The organism is Streptomyces sp. NPDC058671 (assembly GCF_042716475.1).
Taxonomy (GTDB): Bacteria; Actinomycetota; Actinomycetes; order Streptomycetales; family Streptomycetaceae; genus Streptomyces.
Window position 1 is genome coordinate 403,179 of sequence record NZ_JBHXSA010000001.1, and the last position, 16,383, is coordinate 419,561.

At 74.8% G+C, this 16,383-nt stretch carries 12 protein-coding genes and 1 tRNA gene; 8 read left to right on the forward strand and 5 right to left on the reverse strand.

Features of this window, described 5'->3' with window-relative positions; genetic code table 11:
- Positions 1-8: 8 nt before the first annotated feature.
- The 4 genes from tmk to ACFWV2_RS01835 all read left to right on the forward strand — a co-directional run bounded on the left by tmk (position 9) and on the right by ACFWV2_RS01835 (position 7,075).
- Positions 9-3,638 carry a dTMP kinase gene (gene tmk / locus ACFWV2_RS01820; RefSeq protein WP_384400120.1) on the forward strand — a complete coding sequence of 1,210 codons (3,630 nt, stop codon included), beginning with the start codon at positions 9-11 and terminating at the stop codon, positions 3,636-3,638.
- A 303-nt stretch (positions 3,639-3,941) separates the two neighbouring features.
- Positions 3,942-5,144: a DNA polymerase III subunit delta' gene (locus tag ACFWV2_RS01825; protein ID WP_384400123.1), complete on the forward strand. Its 1,203-nt coding sequence runs from the start codon at positions 3,942-3,944 to the stop codon at positions 5,142-5,144.
- A 224-nt stretch (positions 5,145-5,368) separates the two neighbouring features.
- Positions 5,369-6,922 (forward strand): alpha/beta hydrolase, encoded by a 1,554-nt coding sequence (locus ACFWV2_RS01830; protein WP_384400126.1) that lies wholly within the window; start codon positions 5,369-5,371, stop codon positions 6,920-6,922.
- 79 nt (positions 6,923-7,001) lie between these two features.
- Positions 7,002-7,075: transfer RNA gene (locus ACFWV2_RS01835), tRNA-Thr, on the forward strand.
- 17 nt (positions 7,076-7,092) lie between these two features.
- On the opposite strand, the gene ACFWV2_RS01840 is transcribed toward ACFWV2_RS01835, so the two are convergent.
- From ACFWV2_RS01840 to ACFWV2_RS01850, 3 genes are all read right to left on the reverse strand, one after another.
- The gene (locus ACFWV2_RS01840) at positions 7,093-7,566 is read right to left on the reverse strand and encodes a DUF3052 domain-containing protein (RefSeq protein ID WP_384400130.1); all 474 of its coding nucleotides are present in this window, start codon (positions 7,564-7,566) and stop codon (positions 7,093-7,095) included.
- Between the two features lie 376 nt (positions 7,567-7,942).
- Positions 7,943-8,362: a hypothetical protein gene (locus ACFWV2_RS01845; RefSeq protein ID WP_384400133.1), complete on the reverse strand. Its 420-nt coding sequence runs from the start codon at positions 8,360-8,362 to the stop codon at positions 7,943-7,945.
- A 53-nt stretch (positions 8,363-8,415) separates the two neighbouring features.
- The gene (locus ACFWV2_RS01850; protein ID WP_360795560.1) at positions 8,416-8,808 is read right to left on the reverse strand and encodes a DUF6479 family protein; all 393 of its coding nucleotides are present in this window, start codon (positions 8,806-8,808) and stop codon (positions 8,416-8,418) included.
- A gap of 151 nt (positions 8,809-8,959) precedes the next feature.
- Here ACFWV2_RS01850 and ACFWV2_RS01855 point away from each other — a divergent pair, with 151 nt between their 5' ends.
- Positions 8,960-9,469 (forward strand): SigE family RNA polymerase sigma factor, encoded by a 510-nt coding sequence (locus ACFWV2_RS01855; RefSeq protein ID WP_384400137.1) that lies wholly within the window; start codon positions 8,960-8,962, stop codon positions 9,467-9,469.
- A gap of 259 nt (positions 9,470-9,728) precedes the next feature.
- The gene (locus tag ACFWV2_RS01860) at positions 9,729-11,039 is read left to right on the forward strand and encodes a hypothetical protein (RefSeq protein ID WP_384400140.1); all 1,311 of its coding nucleotides are present in this window, start codon (positions 9,729-9,731) and stop codon (positions 11,037-11,039) included.
- 80 nt (positions 11,040-11,119) lie between these two features.
- Here ACFWV2_RS01860 and ACFWV2_RS01865 read toward each other — a convergent pair whose 3' ends face one another.
- Both ACFWV2_RS01865 and ACFWV2_RS01870 read right to left on the reverse strand, forming a co-directional pair.
- Entirely contained in the window at positions 11,120-12,811 is a 1,692-nt protein-coding gene (locus ACFWV2_RS01865) for a bifunctional 3'-5' exonuclease/DNA polymerase (RefSeq protein ID WP_384400143.1), read from the reverse strand.
- 182 nt (positions 12,812-12,993) lie between these two features.
- On the reverse strand, positions 12,994-14,238 hold the full coding sequence (locus tag ACFWV2_RS01870; RefSeq protein ID WP_384400146.1) for a LuxR C-terminal-related transcriptional regulator: 1,245 nt from the start codon (positions 14,236-14,238) through the stop codon (positions 12,994-12,996).
- 152 nt (positions 14,239-14,390) lie between these two features.
- Here ACFWV2_RS01870 and ACFWV2_RS01875 point away from each other — a divergent pair, with 152 nt between their 5' ends.
- Positions 14,391-15,317 (forward strand): NADP-dependent oxidoreductase, encoded by a 927-nt coding sequence (locus tag ACFWV2_RS01875; protein WP_384400149.1) that lies wholly within the window; start codon positions 14,391-14,393, stop codon positions 15,315-15,317.
- 167 nt (positions 15,318-15,484) lie between these two features.
- On the forward strand, positions 15,485-16,075 hold the full coding sequence (locus ACFWV2_RS01880) for a GNAT family N-acetyltransferase (protein WP_384400152.1): 591 nt from the start codon (positions 15,485-15,487) through the stop codon (positions 16,073-16,075).
- The last annotated feature ends 308 nt before the right edge of the window (positions 16,076-16,383 follow it).

Genomic DNA, 16,383 nt, shown 5'->3' on the forward strand with positions numbered 1-16,383 from the left:
GTGGACGGATGACGCGAGCAGAGCAGCCAGACCGCCTCGGCGATTCCGACGCCGCACTCGTCGCGGATTCCAGGGAGCGTGCCGTACGCGCCCTGTTGCGCCATCAGCCATTGCGCAGACTGTGGAGCGCCCACGTCGCGGGCAGCACCGGAGACGCCCTCGCCCTCCTGGTCCTCGTCCTCCTCGGCCTCCAGGCCGCGGTGACCGAGGGCGCGTTCGGAGGGGGCGCGCGGGGCGCCGCCTTCGCCGTGGCCGCCGTCGTCGGTGCGCGCCTGCTGGCCTCGGTCCTCTTCGGGGCCGTCCTCCTCGGCCCGCTGACCGCGCTCACCGGGCCGGGCGGCGCGCTCGACCGGCGCTGGACCATGCTCGGCGCCGACGGCGTCCGGATCGCGTTGCTCGTCATCGCGCCCCTGTGGATCGACTGGACCCCCGGCAGCGCCCTCTGGTACCTCCTCGGCACCGTCTTCGTCACCGGCGCCGCCGAGCGGCTCTGGACGATCAGCCGCGAGGGCGCCGCCCCGGCGCTGCTGCCCGCCCCGCCGATCGAGGGCGGCGCCGTACGACCGCTGCCCGACCACCTCGCCGCGCTGCGGCGGCTCTCCCAGCGCACCGGCTTCCTCGCCGTCCCGGCCGCCGCCGCCGTGCTGCTCGTCGCCACACTCGTCGGCAACGCGCTCGGCGCCGGAATCGACTGGTTCTCGCTCCACCAGGCCGCCCTCGGCTCGTACGTCGCCGCCGGGCTCTTCGCCGCCTCCGTCACCGTCCTGTACGCGATGGCGCTGCCCGGCGGGGAGACGCCCCGACCCCGTTCGCCCCTGGAGGGCCTGCGTCGCCCGGCCGCCGAGAAGGGCCGTACGGGCGCGCTCAAGCCCCTGGTCCTGACCTGCGCCACGGTCGCCGGCGCCATCGCCGCGGCCGCGTCCGTCGCCGTCCTCCACGCGTACGACCTGGGCGGCGGCCCCGTCACGTACGCCCTGCTGATCCTGGTGCTCAGCGGCGCCACCGCCGTCGGCATCCGCACCGCGGGCTCCGTCCTGCCCATGCTCTCCCGGCGCCGGCTGCTCGCGCTCGTGACCGCCGTCACCGGCGTCGCCCTGATCGCGATGGGCCTGGTGCCGGACACGGCGACCGTGCTGTTCCTCGCCGTCCTCGCCGGATACGCCGCCGGTGTCGCCGCGAACACCGGCCACGTCCTCGTCGACCAGGAGACCGAGGAGCCCCGCAGGGCCCGGACCACCGAGCACCTCCAGGCCTCCGCCCGCGTCGGCATGGGCCTCGGGGCGCTCGCCGCGCCCCTGCTCGCCGCCGCGATCGGCCCGCACCGCCTCGCCGCCGGCGACCTCGTCCTCGCCCACGGCGGCGCGGCCTTCACCCTCGCCCTCGTCGGCGCCCTGCTGCTGCCCGTCGCCGCGCTCGTCCTCGCGAAGACCGACGACCGGGCGGGCGTCCCGCTCCGACGCGACCTGCGGGACGCGCTGCGCGGCTCCGATCCGGCGCAGGCGCCCTCCCCGACCGGCTTCTTCATCGCCCTGGAGGGCGGCGACGGGGCCGGCAAGTCCACCCAGGTCGAGGCGCTCGCCGAGTGGATCAGGGCCAAGGGCCACGAGGTCGTCGTCACCCGTGAGCCCGGCGCCACCCCGATCGGCAAGCGGCTCCGCTCGATCCTCCTCGACGTGTCGTCGGCGGGGCTGTCGAACCGCGCCGAGGCCCTGCTGTACGCGGCCGACCGCGCCGAGCACGTCGACTCCCTGGTCCGGCCCGCCCTGGAGCGGGGCGCGATCGTCCTCTCCGACCGGTACATCGACTCGTCCGTCGCCTACCAGGGCGCGGGCCGTGACCTGTCCCCGACCGAGATCTCCCGCATCTCGCGCTGGGCGACGGACGGCCTCGTACCCCATCTGACCGTGGTCCTCGACGTCGCGCCCGAGACCGCGAGGGAACGCTTCACCGAGGCGCCCGACCGTCTGGAGTCGGAGCCGCCGGAGTTCCACGCGCGCGTACGGGCCGGATTCCTCGCCCTCGCAGCCGCCGACCCCGGCCGCTACCTCGTCGTCGACGCCGGGCAGGAGCCCGAGGCCGTCACCACCGTCGTACGCCACCGGCTCGACCGGATGCTGCCCCTCTCCGAGGCCGAGGTGAAGGCCGTCGAGGAGGCCCGCCGCAAGGCCGAGGAGGAGGCGCGCAGGAAGGCCGAGGAGGAAGCGGCCCGCAAGGCCGAGGAGGAGCGTCTGGAGCGCGAGCGCCAGGCGCAGCTCGCCAAGCTCCGCGCCGAGGAGGAGGAACGCAAGCGGCGCGAGGAGGAAGAGGCGCGCCGCCTGGAGGCCGAACGGCAGGCCGAGGAGGCCCGGCGGAAGGCCGAGGAGGCCCGCCTCGCCGCCGAGGAGGAGCGCAAGCGGCTCGCGGCCGAGGAAAAGGCCCGCCAAGAGGAGCAGGAACGACTCCGCAAGGAGGCCGAGGAAGAGGCCCGGCTGCGGGCCGAGGCCGAGGAACGCCGCCTGGAGAAGCAGCGCAAGGCGGAGGAGGCCCTGCTCCGGGCCGAGGAGGCCCGCCGGATGGCCGAGGCCGCCGCCGCCGCGAAGGCGGCGGAGGAAGCAGCGGCGAAGGCCGCCGCGGAGAAGGTCGCGGCCGAGGCCGCCGCCAAGGCCGCGGCGGAGCGCGCGGCGGCCGAGCGGGACGCGGAGGCGACGGCGGCGGCTCAGCGGGCCGAGATGGAGAAGGCCGCCAGGGAACGGGCCGCGGCCGAGAAGAAGGCGGCAGAGAAGGCGGCTGCGGCGAAGGCCGCGGCGGAGGAGAAGGCGGCCGCCGAGCGGGACGCGGCGAGGAAGGCCGCGGAGACGGCGACGGCCGAGCGGGCCGCCGAGCAGGCCGCCCGCGCCGCGCGCGCCGCCGAGGTGTCCGCGAACGAGGTCACCGTGGCCACCCCCATCGTGAGGATGGACGCACCCGCGGACCGTGCGTCGGACCCGCGGGCGGACGGTGCGTCGGACCCGCGGGCCGACCGGGTGTCCGACCCGCGCGGGGACCGTGCGTCGGACCCGAGGGCCGGTCGTGTCCCGGACCGGAGCGGGGGCCCTTCCCCGGACCCGCGCGCGCGTCGGGCGCGGGGCGCGGCGGCGGACGCGGCGACCGTCCCGCCCGACGAGGTCACCGTGGCCACCCCGATCGTGGAGATCGCGAAGCCGGAGGCCGAGACGGCCGCTCTGCCCCGTGTCCGGGAGACCCGCGGCGCCGACGAGACCGCGGTGCTCCGGCCGGTACGGGACGCGGAGGAGACCGCGGTGCTCCGGCCGGTACGGGACGCGGAGGAGACCGCGGTGCTCCCGCCCGTTCGGGACGCTGAGGACTCCGCGGTGTCCCGGCCCGTGAGGGACGCCGAGGACACCGCCGTGCTCCCGCCCGTACGGAACCCCGCGGCGGCCGATCCCGTCGACCGGGTGCCGCAGGGCATCTTCCGGGACGCGCCGCAGGAGCCGCAGGGCGCCAACGACCGGACCCGTGAGCTGCCCCAGCTCGACGAGAACGGCCGGCCGCGCCGCTCCGACTGGGCCGAGGACACCCCGCTGGACGATCTGCCGACCCTGGCGGACGAGCTGTTCGGCCCGCACGACGACGAGGGCGACGGCCCCCGGCGCCGCTGAGGTCGCCGCTGACGCCCGGTGGGGGTGGAGCTCGCTCCACCCCCATTCCGGAAGCCGGCCCCGTACCGTCGTGACCTGCGCTTTTCGGCAACGCCTACGTCCCCCCTCGCCGACCGGACCGGCGCCGCCCACGTCACGGCGGCCGCCGGCACGGGCGGTCGCGGTGCTCCGCTCCGCGGTCGGCCCCTGGTTCACCCGCACCCGCGCGCGTGGTGAGGCCCGAGAGCGCCGCAGGCCCGAACTCCGGCGGGGCGTGTCAGAGGGCTGCCCCACAATGGAGGACGTACCTGAGGAGGGGCAGACATGTCCGTATGGGACGACCTGGTCGGACAGACACGGGTCGAGGAGCAGCTCGCCGCCGCCGCGCGGGACGCCGACGCGCGCGTGACCGCCCATGCCGCAGGAGAGCCCGACCCCGAGGCGTCGAGGATGACCCATGCCTGGCTCTTCACCGGCCCGCCGGGATCGGGCCGGGCGACGGCGGCGCGGGCGTTCGCCGCCGCGCTGCAGTGCGTGAGCCCCGACCGGGCGCTCGGCGGCGCACCGGGCTGCGGATTCTGCGACGGCTGCCACACCACCCTCGTCGGCACCCACGCGGACGTGGAGATCATCCGCACGGACCTGCTGTCCATCGGCGTGAAGGAGACCCGCGAGCTCGTCCGCCGCGCGCAGCTCTCCCCGGCCGGCGGGCGCTGGCAGGTCATCGTCCTGGAGGACGCCGACCGGCTCACCGAGGGCGCGGGCAACGTCCTCCTGAAGGCCGTGGAGGAACCCGCCCCGCGCACGGTCTGGCTGCTCTGCGCGCCCTCCCTCGAGGACGTGCTGCCCACGATCCGCTCCCGCTGCCGGCACCTGACCCTGCGCACCCCGCCCGTGGAGGCGGTCGCGGACGTGCTCGTGCGCCGCGACGGCATCGAGCCGGAGATGGCACAGGCCGTGGCCCGTGCCACGCAGGGCCACATCGACCGGGCCCGGCGGCTCGCGACGGACGAGCGGGCCCGCGCGCGCCGGTCCGTCGTCCTCAAGCTGCCGCTGCGCGTCGACGACATCGGCGGTTGCCTCAGGGCGGCCCAGGAGCTGGTGGACGCGGCGGCGGAGGACGCGAAGCAGGCCGCGGAGGAGGTCGACGTCAAGGAGACCGAGGAGCTGAAGACGGCGCTCGGCGCGTCCCAGGGCGGGCGGATGCCGCGCGGCACGGCCGGTGCGATGAAGGAGCTAGAGGAGCGGCAGAAGCGGCGCAGGACGCGTACGCAGCGCGACAGCCTGGACCTCGCGCTCACCGACCTGACCGGCTTCTACCGCGATGTCCTCGCCCTCCAGCTGCGCTCGCGTTCGGCCCTCGCGAACACGGACGTGCGGGACGCGATCGAGCGGATCGCCCTCGCCACCACTCCCGAGCGCACCCTCCGCCGTATCGAGGCCGTCCTGGCGTGCCGCGAGGCCCTCGACCGGAACGTGGCACCGCTGCTCGCGGTGGAGGCGATGACCATGGAGCTGCGCGGCTGACCTGCCGGGCTGGGGAGGTGGGCTGACGGGGCCGGCCGACCGGACGGGCAGGCGGGGGTCCACCGGGCGGGCAGGCGGGGGCCCACCGGGCGGGCAGGTGGAGGCCGACCACGCGGGCAGGTGGACGCCGACCGGACGGGTAGGCGCGGGGTGGACGGGGCGGGCGGATGGGGGGAGACGGCGCGATTGGACACGGTACGTACCGGTCCGGATACGCTCCGGGGATGGACTCCAGGCGTTTGCTCCGTACGTCCGCCACGGCCCTCGCGGCCGCCGGGCTGATCCTCTCCGGCTGCACGGGAGGCAGCGACGCGGCGCCGTCCCGCACCACGGCGGCCCGGCCGGCCGCCGCCTCCTCCTCGCCGGAGGCCCTGAAGGCGTTCTACTCCCAGAAGCTGATGTGGCGTGACTGCGGAGTCGCCGGTTTCCAGTGCGCGACCCTGCGCGCGCCCCTCGACTACGCGAAGCCGGACGGGCCCGAGGTGAAGCTGGCCGTCTCCCGGGTCCGGGCGACCGGCCCGGGCAAGCGGCTCGGTTCCCTCCTGGTCAACCCGGGCGGTCCCGGCGGCTCCGCCGTCGGCTACCTCCAGGGGTACGCGGGCATCGGGTACCCCGCACCCGTCCGGGCCCGCTACGACATGGTGGCCGTCGACCCCCGCGGAGTGGCCCGCAGTGAGCCGGTCGAATGTCTGACGGGCCCGCGGATGGACACGTACACACAGGTCGACCAGACCCCCGACGACCGTGCGGAGACGGACGCGCTCAGCGCCGCCTTCAAGGACTTCGCGGCCGCCTGCGAGAAGCGCTCGGGGAAGATCCTGCCGCACGTCTCCACCGTCGAGACGGCCCGGGACATGGACATCCTGCGGGCGGTGCTCGGCGACGCGAAGCTCAGCTATGTGGGGGCGTCGTACGGCACGTTCCTCGGCGCCACCTACGCCGAACTCTTCCCGGACCGGGTCGGGCGCCTCGTCCTCGACGGGGCCATGGACCCCTCGTTGTCCGCGATCGACCTGAACCGCGACCAGACGGCGGGCTTCGAGACCTCGTTCCGGGCCTTCGCCGCCGACTGCGTCCGGACGCCTGACTGCCCCCTGGGCACCGGGTCGGTCGAGGCGGCGGGCGAGGCGCTGAAGAAGTTCTTCCGCGACGTGGACGCCGAGCCCGTGCCCACCGGCGAAAGCCGCCCGCTCGGCGAGTCCCTGGCCACCACCGGCGTGATCGCGGCGATGTACGACGAGGGCGCCTGGCCCCAGCTGCGCGAGGCCCTCACCCGGGCGATGGGCGGCGAGGGCTCCGGCCTCCTGGCCCTGGCCGACAGCTACTACGAGCGCGAGGCGGACGGCACGTACGCCAACCTCATGTTCGCTAACGCCGCCGTGAACTGCCTGGACCTGCCGCCGGCCTACACGGGCCCCGCCGACGTGGAGAAGGCCGTCCCGTCCTTCGAGAAGGCCTCCCCGATCTTCGGCAAGGGCCTCGCCTGGGCGGCCCTCAACTGCACCTCCTGGCCGACCCCGGCCTCCGGCCGCCCCCACCGCATCACCGCCGAGGGCGCCGCCCCGATCCTGGTCGTCGGTACCACCCGCGACCCGGCCACCCCGTACAAGTGGGCCCGGTCCCTGGCCGACCAGCTCTCCTCCGGCACCCTCCTGACCTACGAGGGCGACGGCCACACGGCGTACGGCCGGGGCAGCGACTGCGTCGACACGGCGATCAACACCTACCTCCTGGAAGGCACCCCTCCGCAAGACGGAAAGCGCTGCTCGCAGGCATGATCCAAGGGTGGTCGGAGCACCCTGGGAAACTGTGTAGACTTGGCGGCGCTGCTGCACCCACCATGGGTCTGCACGGCACGCCGCCTTAGCTCAGTTGGCCAGAGCAACGCACTCGTAATGCGTAGGTCTCGGGTTCGAATCCCGAAGGCGGCTCGGAATTGCCCCAGGACTCACTCGCCGTGACCTGGGGCTTTTTCATGCCCGGAGGGTGCCGTGGGGCGAGCCAGCCGCCAGGCGGTCCAGGCGCCCGCCGTGACGGTGCCGGTCTGTGACAGGCCTGCCTCCGGAGCGGCCTCCGCGATCTCGCTGGGGTCCGCGTGGCCCGGCTTGCCGGGATTCGGCGTCAGGACCCAGATGTGGCCGTCGGCGGACAGCGGGTCGGCCGCCTCCGTCAGGAGGTCGACGAGGTCGCCGTCCCCCTCCCGGAACCACAGGAGCGCGACATCGACCGGGCCCTCGTGGTCGTAACGGACAAGGCTCTGGCCGATGGTCTCCTCGACCGACTCCCGCAGGCTGTCGTCGACATCGTCATCCTCCCCGAGCTCCTGCACCACCAGGCCGTGCAAGAACCCCAACCGGGCGCCGTAGTCGCTCTCTTGCCACGGCTCTTCCCGCGTCTCCTCCTGCTCGGAAGCTGCTGTCATCGTGTCCTCTCCCTGTCACGACGCCCGCGCGTACCGCGCTCACCGAACACTCTGCCGGAACCCGGGACGCGTGAACCAGACGAACCGGGGGGAAGTGCGAGCAGTACGGTCACGTCCGACAGCGGGGAGGGCCGCAAGGAGCCGGCCGCGACGGCGGTCATCGCGCTCGACCTGACCGAGGCCTCGTTCAAGGCCCGCGGCGGCCCGCCCCACGACGGGGGTCCGAGGACGCGGCGCTCGGTCCGTGGGCGGGGGTGCTGCCGGTCGTGACCATCTTCGGTGAACCGGTCACCCACCCCGTCCTTCCCCCGGACTCCGCGCCGCCCGCCCACGTGGCCTCGCGCGCGGGGCGCCTCCTGGGGGCGTGAACCCCGGGTCAGACGGCCTCCGGCATCTCCTCCGCGTCCCGCAGCCGGTGTCTGGCGCGGCCCGCCAGGCGACGGGCGGCGACCGGGGCGTGCTCCAGGACCGGGGCGATCCTCTCGTACGGCACCTGGAACTCGTCGTGGAGGACGAACGCCAGCCGCTCCGGGGGTGTCAGACCGTCCACGGCCTCCGCGAAGGGTGAGGTCCCGGGAACCGGCTCGGCGTGGGCGTGTCCGTGGGTCTCTCGGGCGCGGAGGCGGGTCAGGCATGCCGCGGCCACGGCGAGGGTCGGATCCTCCGGCCATCGCCGCGTCCTCCGCGCGGCGGCCACCGCCTCGTCGGCCTCCGGGAGCGTGCCGAGCAGGCGGTACGCCACCGCCCGGAGGCGCGCCTCCGGAGCGGTGGGGGTGGGAGTGCTTGTGTCGTCCACGGGTGTGGCCTTCGAGGGGTTCGGTACGGGCGCGGACGCGCCCGCGTCTGCCGTCAGTCGCCGTGGCCGGTGCCCCCGCTGCCGAAGCCACCGCTGGAGATCCCGCCCCACTTGCGCTTCTCCTCGCTAGGCGGCTCGGGCGAGGTCTCCGTTCCCGACGTGCCCGCGTTCTTGAGCTGGTACGGCATGAGCCGGTGCTCGCCGTCGTTCTGCGGCATCTCTACCGGCCTGCGGTATTCGGACATCTCACCGGGCAGCCGGTCCGTCTCCGGCCGGCGCGGGTGTTCGTCCGGCTTGGGCGTACGGGACTCGCGGTCACGGACCCGGAACCCGAGCCAGACCGCCCCGATCAGTACGAAGACGACGACGAGTCCGGCGAGGAACTGTCCGAGGCCTGACTGCCAGACTCCCGCGGCCAGGGTCTGGGCTGCGCTGAGAGTGTTCATACAAGGGGATTACCCGATTCCGCTTCTTTGGATGCGTTCGGCGGGACACGTCGGAAAAATCTCGGACGCGTGCTGAAACATTTCCCCGCCCCCGTCGCGTCAATGAGGTGTACGGCGACCACACCATGTGACCACGAGGGAATGGAGGGGTATGAGAAAGTCCCGCGCGGACGAGTTCATGGAGTTCGCCTCCGCACGCTCGGGTCAGCTGTTCCGCTCGGCGTGCCTGCTGACCAGCGGAGACACGCATCTCGCCGAGGACCTCACGCAGGAGACGCTGGGCCGGATGTACGCCCTGTGGGGGCGCGTCGCCCGGATCGGCAACCCCGCCGCGTACGCCCAGACCGTGCTCGTCCGCACGTTCCTCAGCCACCAGCGGCGCCGCTCGGCCACCGAGCGCCCGCTCGGCGAACTGCCCGACCGCGCCCCCGACGCCGGCGAGGATCCGGCGCTCCGGATCGCACTGCTCGACGCGCTCGCCGGACTCGCGCCGAAGGACCGCGCGGTCGTGGTGCTGCGGTACTGGGAGGACCGCAGCATCGAGGAGACCGCCGACGCCCTGCATGTCAGCTCCGCCGCGGTACGCACCCGCTCGGTACGGGCGCTCGGGAAGCTGCGGCAGCGGCTCGGCGGCAGCATCGCCGAGTTCGCCGCCCGCTGATCGCGGACGCGGACGGCCCGCGCCCGCGACCGCGCCGCGTCTGCGCCGTCCGCACCGGCCGCCGACCACCGACGCACCCGCATCGCCCGTGACCTCCCGCACCACTCACATCGCATGCACCAGCCGCACCATGTGCGCCACCCGCGCCAGCCGCACCACGCGCACCACCCGCACCACGTGCACCACCTGCACCACCCGCACCACCTGCACCACCCGCACCCCCCCTGGCCTTCCATCAACCGGAGACGGTGAATTCGACATGCCCCAGAACGCAGACCCCCAGCACGAGGGATTCGAGGAGGAGCTCGGCGCGGTCCTGCGCCGCACCGGTGACGGCTTCGCCGTGGACGACCGGCGCGAGCTGGTCGCGGGCGGCCTCCAGCGCGGCCGGCGCCGCCTGCTCCGCCGCCGCCTCGCGGTGACCGGCGGCGCCCTCGCCCTCGCCGCCGTCGGCCTCGGCGGGGTGTACGGCGGCTCGGTGCTCTCGCCGACCGGCGCACCGGAGCGCGTCTCCGTGGCGGGCGCCCCCACGGGCGCCAAGCCGACCGCCGGCGCCACGGACTCGGCCGAGACCACGCCGAACAAGCCGAACCAGGGGCAGATCCCGGTCAAGCGCCTCGCGGCCGTCCTCCAGGCCAACACCCCGCCCGGCACGTGGGAGATCGACGGCCTGGACGGCAAGGGCCAGTCCGTCCGGGGCGTCTACGACGACGGCAAGGGCAAGGCGGCCGTCTCCGTCGCCCTCTACCGTGCCGGCCACACCGGCGAGGCGGGGGAGGACCAGGTGACGTGCCCCTCGAAGGCCCACGTCCCCTTCGACGACTGCTCCAGCGAGCGGCTGCCGAACGGCTCCCGGCTGATGGTCTTCCAGGGGTACGAGTACCCCGACAAGCGCGAGGAGACCAAGCACTGGCGGGCGGTCCTGCTCACCAAGGACGGCTTCCTCATCGACGCCGGCGAGTACAACGCCCCCGCGGAGAAGGGCGCCGCGATCAGCCGGGAGAACCCGCCCTTCAGCCCCGCCCAGCTGAAGGCCCTCGTCACCGCCGACGCCTGGCAGGTGTTCCTCCAGCGGATCCCCGCCCTGCCCGAGACCAAGAGGCCGCCCGCCGCCGACCGGCCGCCGGGCGAACCGAGCGGCCCCGCCGTCCAGAGCACCCTGCTCCGCCTCCTGCCCAAGGGCCTCAAGGTCTCCGACAAGAGCGCGGACTCCGGCTACGGCTTCGCCGTCGTCGACGACGGCAAGGGCAAGAGCCTCGTCCAGATCAACGTCCAGCCGAACATGGGGGACGTGGCCGGGGGCCTCTTCGGCAGCGGGGACGTCACCACGCTCCCCGACGGCCGCCTGGTCAAGCTCACCCAGCAGCCGGGTGAGAAGGGCGGCTCGGGCGTCGTGTGGTGGACCGTGGACACCATCACGCCGGACGGCTTCCGGGTCGTCGTCTCCGCCTTCAACACCGGCGCCCAGCACGAGGACGCGACGCGCGCCGAGCCCGCTCTGACCATGGAGCAGCTGAAGACGATCGCGCTCAGCACCGACTGGCTGCGGCTGCAGGAGCCGCCGAAGTAGGCGAGCGGGGAGGGACGGGCGGCGATACGGGGGGCGGGGGCGGGCGAGAGCCTGCCTCCGCCGTTCCCCTGCCGGTGCGGCTACTTGGCGTCCGCGTACCGTTCGACCGTGGTCGTCGTGAACGGGAACCGCACCGGGGTCTCACCGAAGGCGATCCGCCCCGCCTCGTCCCCGGCCGTGCGGATCGCTTCGGTGACCGCCTCCGCCTCCCCCGCCGGACAGTGCACGATCACCTCGTCGTGCTGGAAGAACACCAGCTCCGCCCGCATCCCCACCAAGGACCGCCGCAGCGCCGCCAGCATCAGCAGCGCCCAGTCGGCCGCGCTGCCCTGCACCACGAAGTTACGCGTGAACCGGCCCCGCGCCCGCGCGTTCCCCGACGCGTACCCGGGGACGAACTCACCCTCCGCCGCGGCTGGTTCACCGCCCTCCTGCGGCAGACCGGCCTCCTCGTCCTCGCCCGCGCCCACCGCACGGGGGCTGGTCCTGCCCAGCCAGGTCCGCACGAGCCGGCCCTCCTCGCCCGCCTTCGCCGCATCGTCGACATAGGCCACCGCGCGCGGGAAACGACGCCGCAGCGCCGCCAGGTTCTTCAGGCCGTCGCCACTGGTCTGCCCGTAGATCGCGCCCAGGAGCGCGATCTTGGCGTGGTCGCGGTCGCCGGAGAACGCCCGGTCCGAGAGGCGCGTGTACAGATCGTCGGGGTGCCCCGCGACCTCCATCAGACCCGGGTCCCGCGAGATCGCGGCGAGCACCCGCGGCTCCATCTGGTCGGCGTCGGCCACCACCAGGCGCCAGCCCCGGTCCGCGACCACCGCCTGCCGGATCACCTTCGGGATCTGCAGCGCCCCGCCGCCGTTCGTCGTCCAGCGTCCGCTGACCGTGCCCCCCGGCAGGTACTCCGGCCGGAAACGTCCGTCGCGGACCCAGTCCTGGAGCCACGACCAGCCGTGCGCCGTCCAGATCCGGTACAGCTTCTTGTACGCGATCAGGGGCTCCACCGCCGGGTGGTCGATCTCCTCCAGCTCCCAGCGGCGGGTGGACCGCAGCCGGACACCGGCCTGCGCGAAGGCCTTCACCACGTCGGCGGGCAGATCCGGCCGGACCCGGCGGCCGAACGCCGCGGACACCTCGTCCGCCAGCTCGGCGAGCCGGCGCGGCTCGCCCCCGCCCGCGTACCGCTCGCCCAACAGCTCGTGCAGCAGGTCCCGGTGCACATCCGCGTGCCAGGGCAGGCCCGCCCGGTGCATCTCGGCCGCCACCAGCATCCCCGCCGACTCGGCTGCCGTGAGCAGCCGCATCCTGCCCGGGTGCTCCGCCCGGTCGTGACGGCGCAGCTGCTCCGCGTAGACCGCGAGGAGGCCGTCGAACGGTACGGAGACCACCGGGCGCGGCTCGAACAGGGAGTCCTGCGAGCCCGGCTCGGCGCCGCGCTGGGGCGGATCGGGGGGCACCGGCGCGTTCCGCAGGCGCGCCCAGGCCGCCGCCGCGGAACGGGGTTCGCCGAGGCGTCCCTCGTGGCCCAGGAGCAGCTGCTCGGCGTCCTCCATGTCGTAGCACCGCTCGACCCGGACACCGGCGGCGAGCAGCCGGGGATACACCTCGGCCGTCGACCGCCACACCCAGCGGGCCACCTCGGGCCGCGCCCGCACGGCCGCCACCAGGTCCGGCTCGCGCCGCACCTCGCCCGCGGGCAGCCCGTCCGGGCCGAGGGCCACGAGCAGCGCGCCGTCGCCTTCGGCCTCGGGCGCGAGTGCCCACCTGTCGGTCATGGGCGCGAGTCTGGCACCCGGCACTGACACCGCCGCTGAGGCAAGCCGGACGACCGGGCGCCGGGCCTGCGCGGGGGGCCCGCCGGGACGCCTGACCGACTGCGGGCGCCCGCCCGGGGCTCCGCGCCCCCGCGTGAGCTCTCGCCCACCGCCCCCGCCCACCGCTCCCGCCCCGCCCCTCGCTACGCCGCCGCGTGGAAGAGGGCGGCCGCTTCGCCTCGGGAGTCGACCGAGAGTTTGTTGAGGATGTTCGCGACGTGGAACTTCACCGTGGATTCGCTGATGTGCAGCTCCTCGGCGATCCGGCGGTTGCGGTGGCCGAGGGCCAGGTGGTGCAGGACCTCCACCTCCCGGTCGCCGAGGCCGGAGAGGGGGTGTGCCGCTTCGAGCGGGGCGGCCGGTGCCGCCAGGGGGATCACGGCCGTGACCGTCGTGCCCCAGCCGGGGACGGCGTCCATGTCGAGCCGCCCGCCGAGCACGTCGAGCCGGTCCCGGACCGTGCCGGCGCCCAGGTCGCAGGGGGCGAGCGCGCCCGCGCCGTCGTCCCTCACGGACGCCCGCAGCTCGTGTTCGGTCAGTTGCCAGCCGACATGGATCCGGCGCACCGAGTCCTGTTCGAGGATGATCAGGAGCAGGGACCGTACGATCGCCCGCGCGCTGTGCGCCACGTCCGCCGCCAGTGACCGGTCCGAGTCCGGCGCCCCCAGGTCGAGCCGGACCTGGCTGTGCCGCAGCATCGGCCGCAGCTCGGCGGCGAGCCGCTCGAAGGCGTCCTGGGCGGGTTCCTCCGCGAGCGCCCGGTCCCGCCGCTGTTCGGCTCGCATCTCGATCAGCGCAGACGCGGCCAGGTCGGTCGCGGTCGTCCGGGCCGTCGTGTCGTCCAGGGCCCTGCTGCGCAGCACCCCGAGGACGCCGGACAGCGCCGCCGTGTGCGAGGCCGTCAGTTCCGCGATGACCCGGGCCCGGGTGTCGGCGGCCGCCCGCGAACGGGCGAGGGCTCCCGGCAGCGCCTCCGTCGCGAACCGGTCGAAGTGCCCCGAGACCAGGTCCCAGAGGGCCTGCGCCACGGTGAGCGCGGCCGGGTCCACGGGGACGGCGCCGTCCTCCCGTACCAGCACGAGCACCGCCCCGCGAACGGTCGCGTGGCTCGTGACGGCGACGACCCGCCGCTGTCGGCCGCCGAGCGTCGCCGCGCCCTGCCAGGGGCTCCCGGGCACGCCTGCCGCAAGCAGCGGCGCCAGGTCGGCGGCCGTCAGCAGCTCCGTACCGCCGAGTGTCTTGAAGGGCGAGTGGGCGCAGTGGGTGGAGAGTTCGGCCGCGTCCACGTGCGGGACGAAGGGGGCGAGGGCCGCCGAGACCTCGGGGAGGATCTCCCCGAGCGGCTGCCGGATGATCTCGTACGCCGTGGTCAGCGTGAACGCGTCCATGCGGTCGAGCGTACGCGGGGAGGGTCGGCTCGCGGCCGGTCTTTCGGCCAGGTGGCACTGGCCGTTGGGAGGGCTGGGCGCGGGTCCTGGAGGCCGCAGGCTTGGGCTCGTCGAAGAGCGGGAACCGCGAACGAGCAGCTGTGGAGGCTGAGATGGAAGCCATCGTGTACGAGGAGTTCGGCGGTCCCGAGGTGCTGCGCCACGCGACCGGCGTCGCCGTACCGGAGCCCGGTCCCGGCGAGGTCCGCGTCAAGGTCGCGGCCGTCGGGCTCAACCCGCTGGACTGGAAGCGCCGGCACGGCTGGGTGGAGGAGTTCTACCCGACGACCTTCCCGGCAGTCCCCGGACTGGAGTTCGCCGGCACCGTCGACAGGCTCGGCGAGGGCGTCACCGATCTGGCCGTCGGCGACGAGGTCCTCGGCTGGACGAAGACCGGCGCCTACGCCGAGTACGCCATCGCCGACCTCGTCGTGCCCAAGCCCGCCGGGCTCTCCTGGGCGTCCGCCGCGAGCCTCCCGGTGGCGGCGGAGACCGCACAGCGCGTCCTGGACCTGATCGGCGTCCGGCCCGGGGAGACGCTGTTCCTGCACGGTGCGGCGGGCGTCGTCGGTTCCGTGGGCGTCCAGCTCGCCGTCGCGGCCGGGGTCACGGTGGTCGGAAGCGCGTCCGAGTCCAACCACGCCTACCTGCGCGGACTCGGCGCGATCCCCGTGACGTACGGCGACGGCCTGGCCGACCGGGTCCGGGCCGCCGCCCCCGACGGTGTCGACGCCGTCTTCGACGCGGTCGGTCACGGGGTCCTGCCGGTCGCGATCGAGCTCCTCGGCGGGAAGGACGCGGCGAAGGAGCGGATCGCGACGATCGCGGACCTCGACGCCGAGGAGCACGGCATCGTCTTCACGGGGGTCATGGGCGACCCGGACGCCGTACGGGCCGGGCTCACGGCCCACGCGCGCGCGGCGGCGGCGGGGACCCTGGCGGTCCGGCTCGCCGACACGCTCCCCCTGAAGGAGGCGGCACGGGCCCAGGAGCTGAGTCAGTCGGGGCATGTGCGGGGCAAGTTGGTCCTGATCCCGTAGAGGAGTTCGGGGTGGGATCCGGGGCCCCGCCGAATTCGCGCCGGGTCCGCCCGCGGTCCGCTTCGGGGCGCGATCCGGGGTCCGCTCCGGGTGCGGGAGGGGGGCGGGGTGGGAAGATCCCTGACCTGACCTGCGAGTGCTGGGTCCGACCGTGGAGGGCGACGACGATGTACGCGATATCCCTGGGTGACGACGGCGCGGAGCTGCGTCCGCTCGAACCGTGGCAGGCCGACGAGTTCCTGGCGCACATGGACCGGGGACGGGAATTCATCGGCGCCCGCAACGGCCTTCCCGACGTCGTCACGGACCTGGAGTCCAGCCGCGCCTTCCTCCGGTTGTACGCGGAGAAGACGGCCACCGACTCGGGGCGCATCCACGGCATATGGTTCGGCGACACCCTCGTCGGCGCGGTGATCCTGCGGAGGCTCGACCCGGGCGCCGGCACGGCCGAGGCGGGCTGCTGGCTGGAGCCGGCGGCCGTCGGCAAGGGCCTGGTGACCCGTGCGGCGCGGGCCCTCGTCGACTGGGCGATCGAGGTGCGGGGGATCCACCGGGTGGAGTGGGTGGTGTCGTCCGACAACGAGCCGAGCATCGCGGTGGCCCGACGGCTCGGCATGAGCAGGGACGCGGTCCTGAGGGAGAGCCTCTCCTACCGGGGGCGACTCCACGACGAGGAGGTCTGGTCGGTCCTCGCCCCGGAGTGGAGAGCGGCGAAGTCCGCGTCCCTGGCGGCGGGAGGGGGAACGGCGGGGAGCTGAGCCGGAGGCCGGGTGTCCTGCGGCGGGGGGACGACCGGATCTGCACCGCACCCGGGGAGTGCGCCGGGCGGGGGTCGGGGGCGCGCGTGGACGGGGGTCAGGCGCGCCGCCGAACCGGGTCCGCGGGGCGGGTGATCCCGGGCCACGCGCGGGTGGGGCGGTGGCTCGGTTCCGACTGTGGCGCCACCGCCGACACGAGCCCCGCCGCCGCCTTCCCGGGCCACGCGCGGGTGGGGCGGTGGCTCGGTTCCGACTGTGGCGCCACCGCCGACACGAGCCCCGCCGCCGCCTTCCCGGGCCACGCGCGG